Source organism: Gilliamella sp. Pas-s95 (assembly GCF_009795795.1).
Lineage (GTDB): Bacteria > Pseudomonadota > Gammaproteobacteria > Enterobacterales > Orbaceae > Gilliamella > Gilliamella bombicola.
The window spans coordinates 51,505-64,722 of record NZ_WTFC01000008.1; the positions used below are offsets into that span (position 1 = coordinate 51,505).

Consider the following 13,218-nt stretch of genomic DNA (forward strand, 5'->3'; position numbering starts at 1 on the left):
TACTTATTTTATTAAGAAAGAGAGCGATGGATGCCATTTTACAATATTATTTATTAATTATTGGCTTTTTTCTTATTCTTAACAGATTTATCTTGCCAATAGCCAGCTAGTAATGAACCAGAGATATTGTGCCAAACCGAAAATACTGCCGCGGGCAGCGCTGATAAGGCCGAAAAGTAGGTAGTACCTAAGGTAGCGGCAAGGGCGGAATTTTGCATTCCCACTTCAAGTGACATGGTTCGGCAAGTTGACTCATCAAAACCAAATAAACGACCACCCCAGTAACCGCCAAGTAAACCTAATGCATTGTGAATCACAACTGCAAAAATAACGGTGCCCCCCACTTGACCAATTTGCGTATGGCTACCTGCTACGACAATGCACAGAATTAATAAGATACAGAGCATTGATAAAAGTGGTAAAAATTGTTCACATTTTTTGACGATAGGATATAAAAAATGGTGAACAATTAAACCTAATATAATCGGTATTAAAACGATCTGTACAATATGCAAAAGCATGTCCCAAACAGGGACTTCAATAGTTGTTCCTACTAATAATAGTGTGAGTAGAGGTGTTACAACCACGCCTACTAGTGTTGACACTGATGAAATTGTCACCGATAACGCAACATCGCCTTTAGCAAGATAAATCATCACATTTGAAGCCGTACCGCTGGCAACGCTACCGACTAACACCATTCCAACTAATAATTCTGGTCTCATTGTAAACAGTTTGGCTAAGATTAAAGCAGTTAGTGGCATTACAATATAATGTAGTAAAGTGCAAATTATTACTGCTTTAGGCTTGGTTACCACACGTTTAAAGTCATCAATACTTAATGTAACTCCCATGGTAAACATTACAAACATAAGTAAATGTGCGGTGTGGGGGCGTATAGGAATAAAGGTATAAGGAAAGAAATAGGCAACACCGGCGCACAGTATTGCCCACAAAGGAAATAATCGGGTAAGAGAGATAATAGATCGAATCAACAGCTGATTAAATTGTCTGGTCATATAAACCTGCTATGGGTTTAATAAAATAATTCTATAATAATGATAGGGTTATTTTATTTGTTTTGTGTAATTTTCATTCTATTTATTCTATTAAATAGCGTCAAGGTATTTATTAAAATCGTACTGCGTATGTGTTCTGCTGATTCATTGCGTAATTGGGTCAATGTTTTAAATACTTCAGTGATATATTCAGGGCGATTTATTTGACCTTGACGGCTACTTAATGGCATATCAGGAGCATCCGTTTCAAGCACAAGGCTCTCGAGCGGTAATTGAGCAATTGTATTGCGAGTTTTATTTGCTCGTTCATAACTAATTACACCACCTACACCAATATAGTAGCCCAACTTAACAAATTGCATAGCTTGCTGATAGCTACCTGAAAATCCATGTATTACACCACGGCAAGGTAAGTTGGCGCGGTGTAATTCGTGGTACATAATATCGTGCGCTTTGCGTGAATGAATCAAAACAGGTAAATCAAACTGTTTAGCAAGCGCTAATTGTGACCTAAAAAATGATAACTGCTGTTGCAAATCAATACTTAAATCATAGCGATCCAGTCCTATCTCACCAATGGCAATTAATTTTTTAGGTTTGGTTTTAACGATATTGGTTAACAGCTCTAAATCCGCCATGGTATGTTGATAAATAGGATGCAGCCCCAAAGCAGCATAGATCTCGCAATAATTATCAGCAAGTTGCAAAACGGTATTAAAATAGTTAGCGCTAACTGCGGGTATGATTAACCCAACAATATCCGCTTGGCGAATCTTATCTATTGAATCGGCCAGATGATCAGTGAAAGGCGGAAAATCAAAATGACAGTGTGTATCAATAAACATAATGCCCCTTATTCTACGGTTGCTTGATGTAATAAAATTGGCAGTAAAAATCGTTGGGCAGCAAAAGTAATTTGTTCAATTAATTCATCCGTTAATTCAGGATAAAGTCTAGCGTAGTAGCTATCACACTCAGCCGATTGGTATAATCCACCTTGCCAAGTATTTAACAGTTGATTAATTGCTTTTTCACTCGCGATAACCTCACCTGTTTTTTTGTTATAGGCTGCAATTAACCAATTCCATGCGCATTGTACAGGTAGTAATAAAGGTTGATTGATACCTTGTACATAGCCTTCAATTAACGAGGTTAAAATTGCCATAGCCTCATTACTTGGAAAGTGTGAAAAACGCCATTCGTTTTCTTCTCTGCCATAGATACGGCTTTGACTTTCAACTTTATCTGGATTTAAGATGCAATAAACCAAATGGTCGATCCACAACGAAATACCATCTCGAATTGAAAGTTTTGAAGGGCGCCATGTTAAAATACCATCATCTTGAATATGGGTTAACCAACCTTGTAATTGGTAATGTTGTTGATTTAGTGAAATGGCTAAGTTCACTTCTTGAGTTGTTATTTCTAGGCGTTCTTGGCAGATTTTATTAGCTAATGATTGCATTGCTTCATTTTGTTCATGATAAATAATCTGTCCAAATGCGCCATCTGGCAAGTCACCAGTTAGCGCTAAGTGTTGATAACAATCATTGGATTGTTGTGATTCTTTGGTGATAAGTTGATTTAAAATCTGCAAGTTCAATTGATAACGCTGTAAGCTATCAAGATTAAAGTTTTCCGCATCGGGTAATGTATCATCAAGATAATTAATATAAAAATTAAAACGTTTTTGTAAAAACATCCTAATTGAGTGTTGGTAAAATCGTTTTAGTTCGTCAAGATTGATATTATCGACGCTAATAGCGGCTATTTCACTAATAAAGTCTTGATTTTCCCCTCGTTGTAATGCAGCGGGTAACCATTCATCAGCATAACTTTTGGGATCTTGCAAAAAGTTTTGGGGGTTAAATGGTGTGCGTGTATGGTTTACACGTAAAAAATCCAAGTTATTTGTCGAGCTATCAACTTGATTAACAGGCTTGTTATAATATTGTGCAATATACTCCCAAAGCTCATCAACTAGTATTGATGGGTAACGTTCACTATCATCTTTTATATCTCGCCCAATATAGCTAATATATAACTGGTTTTGCGCTGATAAAATAGCCTCTAAAAATAAATAGCGGTCATCATTACGGCGACTGCGATCGCCTCGTCTTGGATGATGAGCAATAAGATCAAAGTCGAGAGGAAGCGATGTTCTTGGATAATCGCCGTCATTCATACCCAGCAAACAGACCACTTTAAAAGGAATGGATCGCATTGGCATCATGGTACAAAAGTTTATCCTACCAACTAAAAAACGATGCGCTAGATGATTTTGCTCTAAGCGCGATTGCATTGCATCATGCAAAATTGTGATAGAAATATTATCAGTATAATTAGCAGCTAAACCACTATTAATTAATTTTTGCCATTCCTCTTCGATCATTAATAAAATTGATTCACGTTGTGGGGTATCGACAAAAAAATCGTTAATTAGTTCAAGACAGCAACTTTGCCATTCAACTAATGTTTTTTCTTCGCTTAAAGCTGTAAACCATTTACTTACAATTTTAATAAACTCAGCTAATTGGCCGATTAATTCGGCATCTAAGCCTGTCGCGCCATCATACGGCAAGATCTGTTGCCAACCGCCTTGTTCACTACTCATGGTATAGCCTAGTAATAAACGCTCCAGTCCAAATAACCAGCTATGTGCACTTTCAAGACCAAAACGAATGCCTGATTCAATAATCCAAGTACGTAATAAAGTTAACTGTGATTCACTAATTGCAAATTTTTCTGAAATAGCTGGTATCTCTAATAAATTAAACAGCTCTTCAGCAGTAAATCGACTTTGTGGAAAATTTAATATAGTAAAAAAACCTTGTACAATCGGATCAATGTTACGTGCTTTTTGATCAGATATAGTAAAAGGCAAATAGCGTTTTTCATAAGCATTACCAAAAACAGCACGGATATAAGGGACATATTTATCAATATCCGATACCATCACAATGCAATCACGTAATTCTAATGTAGGATCAGCATCAAAAACAGATAAAAGATAATCATATAACACTTCAACTTCACGTTGTTCGCTATGGCAAGCATGAAAAGATACGGATTTATCTGCTAGTTCAACGGGTTGTCGAGCAACTACCATTGGATAAAGATCAAGGATATCTTGTTGAATTGCATGTAATAAACAATCTCGGTTTTGATCGGCAAACACATCAATATCTTGCTTATTATTGAAGTCCTGTAATAAAAACAGATTATCACGCCCAAGTTTCCCCCACGAAGTTAAAAGTGGATTGGGGCTTTTTTCAGGGGTATTGAAGATATCTGATAACTGCTTTTCAACAATATCGCCCCAATACCATTTACACGGATTATTAAACATCAAATGGACATCAATATGTTGTCCAAGTGCTGAAAGTAGTGAAAGATAAATCGGTGGTAGCGAGGTAATACCGAAAATAAAAATACGGCTAGGTAACGAATCTAAACGTGAACGATCAAAGTTATTATCTAACAAAATTTCAAGCATTTGTTGATAAATATTAGCGCGATGATAAGGTTGACTGATGGATATTAGCTTTCGCCATAGCTCTGCTTGCCAAACTTCGTCAGAATGATGATTTAATTCGGCAACATTTTGGTTGGCTTCCCATTTGGCTAACCAATCGGGACGATAAACTAAATATTGGTCAAACAAACGGGCAATTCGTGTTGCAAGTTGGTACTGCTTTCTATCTTGCTTATCGATATCAAGATAATGTTTAAGTGCGCTAAACTCAGGTTGTTTAATAACTTGAGGCAACAAATAATACAAACGCCAACTCATTGATTCAACATTATAACTATTTTCAATTGGCGCCTCGGGAAACAAAGCTTGATAAAGTTGCCAAATAAACTGTGTCGGAAAAAGAAAATCAACATTAGCCACAATACCAAGTTCATCCGCTAACGCAATTTGCAACCATTGTGCCATACCTTGGCTTTGCACCATGACTATATCAGGTGTAAATACATCCTCTAATGGTTGCCTGCGCATCAATTCACTTACAATAGACTTAAGTAGATCGACTTGGTTTGAATGATAAATGGTAAACATAACAAAACTCATTATTGAATAAGAGTGAGTTAAGATTATCGCTGATCGTTACTCATAAATCTAGTTGCTATTATAGTATCAATTTTATAATAAAAAGAGTAATTAGCGGTTATGTGACTTGCTTTTTTTATTCTAATTTTATGAGCTGATGTAATGAATATGAATAAAAAAATAGCCTTCACCAATTTGGGTAAAGATCTTATGGTCAGCTCCCAACGTGATAAAAATCTATTAAAGATAAATTAAAACGGTAAGTTAAATGTGATAACAAAACTTATTCAAGTGGAGTGCTAGATATCGAAACCTAGCGTTTATCTTTATTTAAAAATTAAATGATCCAACAAACCTCGGAGGTTATGAAGTGTCAGCATGCGAATAATGAGTGATTTTATGAGTTAAAAAACCATTAAAATCAACGTTATATCTAGCATGCTATAAATTTATAATGCCAATTCAGCAATATCTTAAAATTGTTTAAAATTTATCCCAATATGGATACTTAAATTTAACTAAATCCATAATCAAAGATTAATAAATTATAAAAATATATTATTTGACTAATGTAAAAAATAATTATTTATTGTTTTTAGGCGTGTCAACATCAGATGCGGAATTGTTATTTTCACTCTCAACAAGTGGAGTTACAGCAAAAGGTTTGAGTGATTTAGCCTGGAAAGCTAGAGCTACAGGGCAGAAGTTATCGGAAAAGGAACTAGAAACGATAAAACGTCAGGTTGATCGTGAAAGTAAATTAACAGTAGATCCGCATACAGGAAATAAAGCAGGAGAATACCTTGAGGACTTTAAACCATCTTCCACACCGGCAGAATTAGTTCAACAACAGGCCGGTAAAGGTACTCAGGTAACGATCAATACTGAACATATTTTAAATGGTGAGATAAAAACTTATGCAAATGGTACCAAGGTTGGTACAGGAGGGCATTATTTAAAAGATCCGAATATTAGAGTAGATACATGGACAGGTGCAGCAGATGCTAATGGTGTCACAAAAGGGTATATATCGGTTAGAGATCCTGCAACTGGAAAATGGTATAAAAAACAAGCTGAAACAACCTTCTTCCCTGAGCATTGGTCTAAGCGTCAAACAGAAATGGAAATTAAAAGTGCTTTCGGCAACTCTAAACCCAAGCCTGGAGAATCTGAAAAATGGATAGGAACGTCTTCAAGTGGAATAAAAATGGAAGGATATTATAAAAGACCAAATGGAACAGGTGCGAAGCGTGGCCTGTTTATCAAGGAAAGAAAAAATGATGAATAAATTAATTTATTATTGGTGGATACCAGATTATAAAAAATTTTCTCCATCAGGTAGAGAATATAGTGAAGATATGAGATTAGTTCCCAAGCAAGGACGAGGAATATGTGAGGTAGCGGCTTGGCTATCAGATGATCTCCAATACTCTACTAACTCAGTCAATATCTGGATTAACAATCTGACAGATTTAGAACATAGCCGAGCACCTGATGGCATGTTTGGCATTGGTAATGCTCACTGGGTATTGATTACGGGGGATTATGTTTTTATTGGTACTGAATATGTTGAAGAGCAACAAGTTATCATGACCAGAGAACAGCTTTTATATGTGTTAGAGCAATATAAAACTTTTTTAGAAGGAGATTATAAAGATCCTAATAATCCGCCCGAACCTATTGATGTTGAGTTTATTGCTGAAGGTCAAGAAGCAATTGATATCTATAATGGATTACCAAACTCTCATCTGGTTCCTTACGCATGTTAACAAAACCCAGATCCCCAGAACGGGGATCTTTGATTACTTTCTAGAGCTGTAGTAGTTCAAACTCAACTCGACAATCCTAACGTATATTAGTACATAATCCACTATTTTTACCTACAAAAAACTGTCAGAAAATGCATTGATTTTATTTAAGTTTTTTATGATGGCAAAAGTGGTTATAAAATTAATGCGGGGGTAGAGTTTGCCAAGCAGTATGGATTAGCAATTGGAGCGACATTGTCAGCAGAGCAAATGAAGGCCTTAACCAGCGATATTGTTTGGTTAGAAAGCAAGACGGTGATGGTAGATGGACAAGCGGTATCGGTATTGGTGCCGCAAGTATACCTTGTTAACCGCCCACAATTGACGCAGGAAGGGGGATTATTATCGGGTAAAAGTGTCAGGGTACAGTCAGAGAATGATATTGAATCCTCGGGTGCGATATTAGGTAAAAAACGGGTGGTTTTATTAGGCGATAACGTCAACAACCAAGGTTTGATTGAGGGCGGTTCGATAATTATCCAAGCGAAAGGGAACATCAACAGCAGTGGTAAATTAAGTGCGGATAAGCTAGCGTATTTACAGGCGAATAACGACATCAACTTAAATAGCACCACCTCGACCACCGAAACGCATTACGGCGCGAGCAAAAGCAAAAACACGGTGATTGACCAAGTTTCAAGTCTCAGCGTCAACGATGGTGATATCCACTTAAAAGCGGAGGCACGATATTAATTTGTCGACCTTAAAGACAGAAAGCTATTAAGACGCGATAGGGAATAAAAACCACTCAATTTAGGAACCAAAGAGCAGCAAGAACAATATAATAATGCTTACTGGGAATCTCTCGCAAATAAACCATTCCTTGAAAAATTATTTAGCTCTCGTGCAATGGATGAAAATGAAGAATATTATTGAGCACAATATAATATTCAGAAGTATCTTCAATCAACAGAATGGGAGCGATAAGTTGGTCGTCCAGTAATGAACTTTTTATCGGGTGGAATTGGTTTAGCTTATAATACGATGGACACGGTAGAATCAGCGAATGTGTTATTTGATGTAGTTAAAAGATTGAATAATGGTGAAGAATTTAGTACTGAAATGGTGATGAAAGTTCAATAAATGGAAAACTCAATATTGGATCGAGAGAGCAAAAACATATAGGTAAAAATTATGAATGAAATAACAAAAAATTTACTAATTGAATTCATCAATAAAAATGAAAATATAGTTAATTTCGGTACTCCAGAAGATGCGGTTGATGAATCATGGATTTTAAAAGCTGAAAAATATTTAGGTTTTCCTTTAACTAATTCTTATAAATGGTTTTTACGTGAATACCGTGGTGGTGAAATATGTGGAGAGGAAATATACAGCATTTACGGATTAGATTTTGAATCGGTTAATGGTGGGGATATTGTTTATCATCATATCATTGATATGAAAAATAACATTATAAAAAACACACAACTTGTTGTTAGCCAAACAGATTTTGGTGATGTGTATTATTTTGATTATACTAAATTTGATAATGGGGAATGTCCAATATACATTATGTTCTCATCTGCTGAATGTAAGTTTTATGCTACTAATTTTTATGAATTTTTATATAAAAGAATTAAAGATTATTTATAAATTATAGTTTTTTAAACTGGTAAATCAATCTCCACAATCAACTTGCCCTGTTCAATCTTAATGATAACAGGATTGCCCACTAATGGTCAGTTGTGGTCTGGGGCTTTGTCTGTGGTTTATTTTTAGCTAAGAATGTGTTTTAGCTATAGTTAACTCCTTGATAGTTAGTAGAGGTTAGAAGTGGTAGCAGGTTGCCGGCTGTTACTGCTGTGTTACTTGTTGTTTTATCTGTAGTAGCTCAAACTTAACCCAATAAATATAGCGTATAAAAAAATTGGATTTTTTACTTTTAATTTTGGGGTGCAGTTCAAGCCACTTTAAAATTTTAAATTATTAATGACTAACCTAAAAATAAAAAAGGTTACTAGATATTTTAGTAACCTTTATTATTTTGATAAGATACTAAAAAGCAAACTATTGACCCATGCGGCGAGTCAATTCGATAACACGAATTTTTGCTAACGCTTTTGATAGTTCTGCAGAAGCTTGAGCAAATGACATATCATCGCTTGGGTGATTAATATGTTCTTGCGCTTGTCTTACTGCTTCTTGTGCTCTTGCTTCATCTAGATCTTCGCCACGGATAGCGGTATCCGCTAAGATGGTTACGATGTTAGGTTGTACTTCTAATATGCCACCAGATAGGTAGATAAACTCTTCTTTACCATCCGCTTTCACAATGCCAACCATACCGGGTTTTATGGTTGTCAGTAAAGGGGTGTGCCCAGGATAAATTCCAAGTTCACCTTCTTTACCCGTGATTCTGATTCGCTGAACATCACCTGAAAACAAGTGAGATTCAGCACTAACAACTTCTAATTGATAGGAAGTTAGTGCCATAATACGATCTCCATTAAATACGATCTTCGCTCAATGAATCTCTTAGAGAGATTTTGCCTTCTCAATCGCTTCATCGATTGAACCAACCATATAGAATGCTTGTTCAGGGATGTGGTCATAATCACCGTTCATGATTCCTTTAAATGCACTGATCGTGTCTTTCAAAGGTACATATTTTCCTGGTGAACCAGTAAATACTTCTGCAACAAAGAATGGTTGAGATAAGAAGCGTTGAATTTTACGAGCACGAGCAACGATCAATTTATCATCTTCTGATAACTCATCCATACCAAGAATGGCAATAATATCTTTCAACTCTTGATAACGTTGTAGAATTGATTGAACGCCACGGGCACAATCATAGTGCTCTTGACCAACAACTAAAGGATCTAATTGACGGCTGGTGGAATCTAATGGATCTACGGCCGGATAGATACCTAAAGAAGCAATTTGTCGACTTAATACGATTGTTGCATCTAAGTGAGCAAAGGTTGTTGCTGGTGATGGGTCAGTTAAGTCATCTGCTGGTACGTATACGGCTTGGATTGACGTTATCGAACCTGTTTTAGTAGATGTGATACGTTCTTGTAGTAAGCCCATTTCTTCGGCTAGTGTTGGTTGATAACCTACCGCCGATGGCATACGACCTAATAGTGCAGATACTTCAGTACCGGCTAAGGTATAACGGTAAATATTATCAATAAATAATAAAACGTCTTTACCTTCATCACGGAATTTTTCAGCCATGGTTAAACCCGTTAACGCAACACGTAAACGGTTTCCAGGTGGCTCATTCATCTGACCATAAACTAATGATACTTTATCAAGTACGTTTGATTCTTTCATTTCGTGGTAAAAGTCATTACCTTCACGAGTACGTTCACCCACACCAGTAAACACAGAGTAGCCTGAGTGTTCGATAGCGATATTACGGATTAACTCCATCATATTAACGGTTTTACCGACACCCGCACCACCGAATAGACCCACTTTACCACCTTTAGCAAATGGACAAATTAAGTCGATAACTTTAATACCTGTTTCAAGCAATTCAGTTGAGTTTGCGAGCTCTTCATAGGTTGGCGCTGCACGGTGAATCGCCCAACGCTCTTCTTCACCAATTGGACCTGCTTTATCAACAGGATCGCCAAGCACGTTCATAATACGACCCAGTGTTTTAGTCCCCACTGGTACTTCAATGCCGTGACCTGTATTTACAACTTTAAGTCCACGTCTTAAGCCATCAGATGATCCCATTGCGATACAACAAACAACGCCACCACCTAATTGTTGCTGAACTTCCAGAACTAATTTTTCAGTGCCAGTTTCCACTTCTAATGCATCATATACCTTTGGTACTGCATCTTCTGGGAATTCGACATCAACCACCGCACCGATGATCTGGACAATCTTTCCAGTAGCCATTTTTAATCCTCTACGTCTTTTTCTTAACTATAAGCCAATATTTAGCACTAACCTGAAACAGCGGCTGCACCGGATACAATATCAATCAATTCATTCGTGATAGCACCTTGACGTGCTTTGTTATACACAATTTGTAATTCATTAATTAGGTTTGCACCGTTATCTGTTGCCGCTTTCATGGCCACCATTCTTGCTGCTTGTTCACTCGCTAAATTATCAACCACTGCTTGATAGACCTGTGATTCAATATAGCGACGTAAAATCACGTCTAATAGCGATTTAGCATCAGGCTCATAAATATAATCCCATGATGAAGCTTTGAGCTCTTTATCTTCTGATGGCGGTAAAGGTAATAATTGCTGAATTGTTGGCTTTTGTGACATGGTATTAATAAATTTATTAGTCACAATATATAATTTATCAATTTTACCATTATCATATGCCTCAAGCATTGTTTTTACCGGACCAATTAAATCGGATAAATTTGGTTCATCCCCCAAGTTAGTCACTTGGGTTAAGATGTTTGCTTTTACTGATGAGAAAAACGAAACACCACGAGAACCAACTAAAGCAACATCAGCTTCAACACCTTTTTCCTGCCATGCTGACATGTCAGCAATGACAGTTTTAAAAAGATTGATATTTAAACCACCACATAAACCACGATCGGTTGAAATAATAAGGTAGCCAACTCGCTTTACATCTCTTTCTTCTAAATAAGGATGTTTGGCGCCTATTTGAGCTAACGCTAAATGTCCAATTACTTCACGGATCATTTCAGCATAAGGTCGACTAGCTGCCATTCTATCTTGCGTTTTACGCATTTTAGAATTGGCAACCATTTCCATTGCTTTAGTGATCTTTTGCGTACTTTGGATACTGGCAATTTTTGTTCTAATCTCTTTTGCATTAGCCATTTGTTACCTCACCCTTACCAAGTTTGAGTTGATTTAAAGCTTTCAAGTAATGCTTTTAGCTTACTTTCAATCTCATCATTGTAATTACCCGTCTCGTCGATTAATTTGACAAAATCGGCATATTGACTATGGGCATAAGCAAGTAATGCTGTTTCAAATGATAATACTTTAGTCAGTTCTACATCTTCAAGATAACCACGCTCAGCAGCGTAAAGTACAATTGATTGTTCAGCAACAGTCATAGGTGAATATTGCTTTTGTTTTAACAATTCGGTTACTTTTTCGCCGTGACTTAGTTGGTTTCTTGTTGCTTCATCTAAGTCAGATGCAAACTGAGAGAACGCAGCCAACTCACGATACTGCGCCAGTGCGGTACGAATACCACCTGATAATTTTTTCATTATCTTCGTTTGTGCAGCACCACCCACACGTGAAACCGAAATACCCGGGTTAACCGCAGGACGGATACCTGAGTTAAATAGACTAGTTTCGAGGAATATCTGACCATCAGTAATCGAAATTACGTTAGTTGGTACGAATGCCGAAACGTCACCAGCTTGAGTTTCAATAATTGGTAATGCTGTTAATGAACCTGTTTTGCCTTTAACTTCGCCTTTTGTGTACTCTTCAACATAAGCTTCGTTCACGCGCGCTGCTCGTTCAAGTAAACGAGAGTGAAGATAAAATACATCACCTGGGTAAGCTTCACGTCCAGGTGGACGACGAAGTAGTAATGAAATTTGACGATAAGCAACGGCTTGTTTAGATAAATCATCATAAACAATTAATGCATCTTGACCACGGTCGCGGAAGTATTCACCCATTGCACAACCAGCATAAGGAGCTAAGTATTGTAACGCAGCTGATTCAGATGCTGATGCTACAACGACAATTGTGTTTTTAAGTGCACCATGATCTTCTAGTTTACGCACAACATTTGCAATAGTTGATTGTTTTTGACCAATGGCAACATAAATACATTTTACCCCTGAGTCGCGTTGGTTGATGATGGCATCGACAGCAAGCGCTGTTTTACCTGTTTGACGGTCACCAATGATAAGCTCACGTTGACCTCGTCCAATTGGAATCATTGAGTCAACGGCTTTATAACCGGTTTGTAATGCTTGGTCAACGGATTTACGATCGATAACACCTGGAGCAACAACTTCGACAGGTGAAAAGCCATCATGTTGAAGTGAGCCTTTACCGTCAATTGGTTCGCCTAGTGTATTAATAACGCGACCTAATAAACCTTCACCAACTGGTACTTGTAAAATACGACCAGTACATTGTACCTTCATACCTTCAGACAAGTCTTCGTATGGTCCCATAACTACCGCACCGACAGAGTCTCTTTCAAGGTTTAATGCCATTGCATATCGGTTGCCTGGTAATGCAATCATCTCACCTTGCATTACATCAGTTAATCCGTGGATTCGAAGAATACCATCACTTACAGATATGATAGTTCCTTCATTGTGAGCATCACTCACAATATTGAACTGAGCTATCCGCTCTTTAATTAGTTCACTTATTTCAGTTGAATTTAGCTGCATTAT

At 37.0% G+C, this 13,218-nt stretch carries 12 protein-coding genes; 5 read left to right on the forward strand and 7 right to left on the reverse strand.

Annotated features, from left to right (window positions below; all coding sequences use genetic code 11):
• Positions 1-53: 53 nt before the first annotated feature.
• The 3 genes from GQ598_RS03460 to recC are packed head-to-tail and all read right to left on the reverse strand — an operon-like array spanning position 54 to position 5,082.
• The gene (locus GQ598_RS03460; protein ID WP_160402370.1) at positions 54-1,019 is read right to left on the reverse strand and encodes a bile acid:sodium symporter family protein; all 966 of its coding nucleotides are present in this window, start codon (positions 1,017-1,019) and stop codon (positions 54-56) included.
• Positions 1,020-1,072: 53 nt separating this feature from the next.
• Positions 1,073-1,864 carry a TatD family hydrolase gene (locus tag GQ598_RS03465; RefSeq protein ID WP_160402371.1) on the reverse strand — a complete coding sequence of 264 codons (792 nt, stop codon included), beginning with the start codon at positions 1,862-1,864 and terminating at the stop codon, positions 1,073-1,075.
• 8 nt (positions 1,865-1,872) lie between these two features.
• Positions 1,873-5,082: an exodeoxyribonuclease V subunit gamma gene (gene recC, locus GQ598_RS03470; RefSeq protein WP_160402372.1), complete on the reverse strand. Its 3,210-nt coding sequence runs from the start codon at positions 5,080-5,082 to the stop codon at positions 1,873-1,875.
• Between the two features lie 553 nt (positions 5,083-5,635).
• Here recC and GQ598_RS03475 point away from each other — a divergent pair.
• The 5 genes from GQ598_RS03475 (at position 5,636) to GQ598_RS03495 (ending at position 8,477) form a co-directional block, all read left to right on the forward strand.
• Complete coding sequence (locus GQ598_RS03475) at positions 5,636-6,361, forward strand: EndoU domain-containing protein (protein ID WP_160402373.1); 726 nt, start codon at positions 5,636-5,638, stop codon at positions 6,359-6,361.
• On the forward strand, positions 6,351-6,842 hold the full coding sequence (locus GQ598_RS03480; protein WP_160402374.1) for a DUF5376 family protein: 492 nt from the start codon (positions 6,351-6,353) through the stop codon (positions 6,840-6,842). Before GQ598_RS03475 ends, GQ598_RS03480 begins: the two co-directional genes overlap by 11 nt.
• Before the next feature lie 234 nt (positions 6,843-7,076).
• Positions 7,077-7,574: a hypothetical protein gene (locus tag GQ598_RS03485; protein ID WP_160402375.1), complete on the forward strand. Its 498-nt coding sequence runs from the start codon at positions 7,077-7,079 to the stop codon at positions 7,572-7,574.
• Between the two features lie 249 nt (positions 7,575-7,823).
• Complete coding sequence (locus GQ598_RS03490) at positions 7,824-7,964, forward strand: hypothetical protein (RefSeq protein WP_160402376.1); 141 nt, start codon at positions 7,824-7,826, stop codon at positions 7,962-7,964.
• Between the two features lie 51 nt (positions 7,965-8,015).
• Positions 8,016-8,477 (forward strand): SMI1/KNR4 family protein, encoded by a 462-nt coding sequence (locus GQ598_RS03495; protein WP_160402377.1) that lies wholly within the window; start codon positions 8,016-8,018, stop codon positions 8,475-8,477.
• A 414-nt stretch (positions 8,478-8,891) separates the two neighbouring features.
• Here GQ598_RS03495 and GQ598_RS03500 read toward each other — a convergent pair whose 3' ends face one another.
• The 4 genes from GQ598_RS03500 to atpA are packed head-to-tail and all read right to left on the reverse strand — an operon-like array spanning position 8,892 to position 13,215.
• Positions 8,892-9,317, reverse strand: coding sequence for a F0F1 ATP synthase subunit epsilon (locus GQ598_RS03500; RefSeq protein WP_091350461.1), 426 nt, complete (start codon positions 9,315-9,317; stop codon positions 8,892-8,894).
• A 42-nt stretch (positions 9,318-9,359) separates the two neighbouring features.
• A complete protein-coding gene (gene atpD / locus GQ598_RS03505) occupies positions 9,360-10,742 on the reverse strand; it encodes a F0F1 ATP synthase subunit beta (protein WP_065635973.1) in 1,383 nt (460 codons plus the stop codon).
• Between the two features lie 47 nt (positions 10,743-10,789).
• Positions 10,790-11,659, reverse strand: coding sequence for a F0F1 ATP synthase subunit gamma (gene atpG, locus GQ598_RS03510; protein WP_065587117.1), 870 nt, complete (start codon positions 11,657-11,659; stop codon positions 10,790-10,792).
• 14 nt (positions 11,660-11,673) lie between these two features.
• Positions 11,674-13,215 (reverse strand): F0F1 ATP synthase subunit alpha, encoded by a 1,542-nt coding sequence (gene atpA, locus GQ598_RS03515; protein ID WP_160402378.1) that lies wholly within the window; start codon positions 13,213-13,215, stop codon positions 11,674-11,676.
• Positions 13,216-13,218: the final 3 nt, after the last annotated feature.

Excerpts from the sequence above, each read along its gene's own strand:
- GQ598_RS03460 (WP_160402370.1), bottom strand. The coding sequence starts at position 1,019 with ATGACCAGACAATTTAATCAGCTGTTGATTCGATCTATTATCTCTCTT.
- GQ598_RS03465 (WP_160402371.1), bottom strand. The coding sequence starts at position 1,864 with ATGTTTATTGATACACACTGTCATTTTGATTTTCCGCCTTTCACTGAT.
- recC (WP_160402372.1), bottom strand. The coding sequence starts at position 5,082 with ATGTTTACCATTTATCATTCAAACCAAGTCGATCTACTTAAGTCTATT.
- GQ598_RS03480 (WP_160402374.1), top strand. The coding sequence starts at position 6,351 with ATGATGAATAAATTAATTTATTATTGGTGGATACCAGATTATAAAAAA.
- GQ598_RS03490 (WP_160402376.1), top strand. The coding sequence starts at position 7,824 with ATGAACTTTTTATCGGGTGGAATTGGTTTAGCTTATAATACGATGGAC.
- GQ598_RS03495 (WP_160402377.1), top strand. The coding sequence starts at position 8,016 with ATGAATGAAATAACAAAAAATTTACTAATTGAATTCATCAATAAAAAT.
- GQ598_RS03500 (WP_091350461.1), bottom strand. The coding sequence starts at position 9,317 with ATGGCACTAACTTCCTATCAATTAGAAGTTGTTAGTGCTGAATCTCAC.
- atpD (WP_065635973.1), bottom strand. The coding sequence starts at position 10,742 with ATGGCTACTGGAAAGATTGTCCAGATCATCGGTGCGGTGGTTGATGTC.
- atpG (WP_065587117.1), bottom strand. The coding sequence starts at position 11,659 with ATGGCTAATGCAAAAGAGATTAGAACAAAAATTGCCAGTATCCAAAGT.
- atpA (WP_160402378.1), bottom strand. The coding sequence starts at position 13,215 with ATGCAGCTAAATTCAACTGAAATAAGTGAACTAATTAAAGAGCGGATA.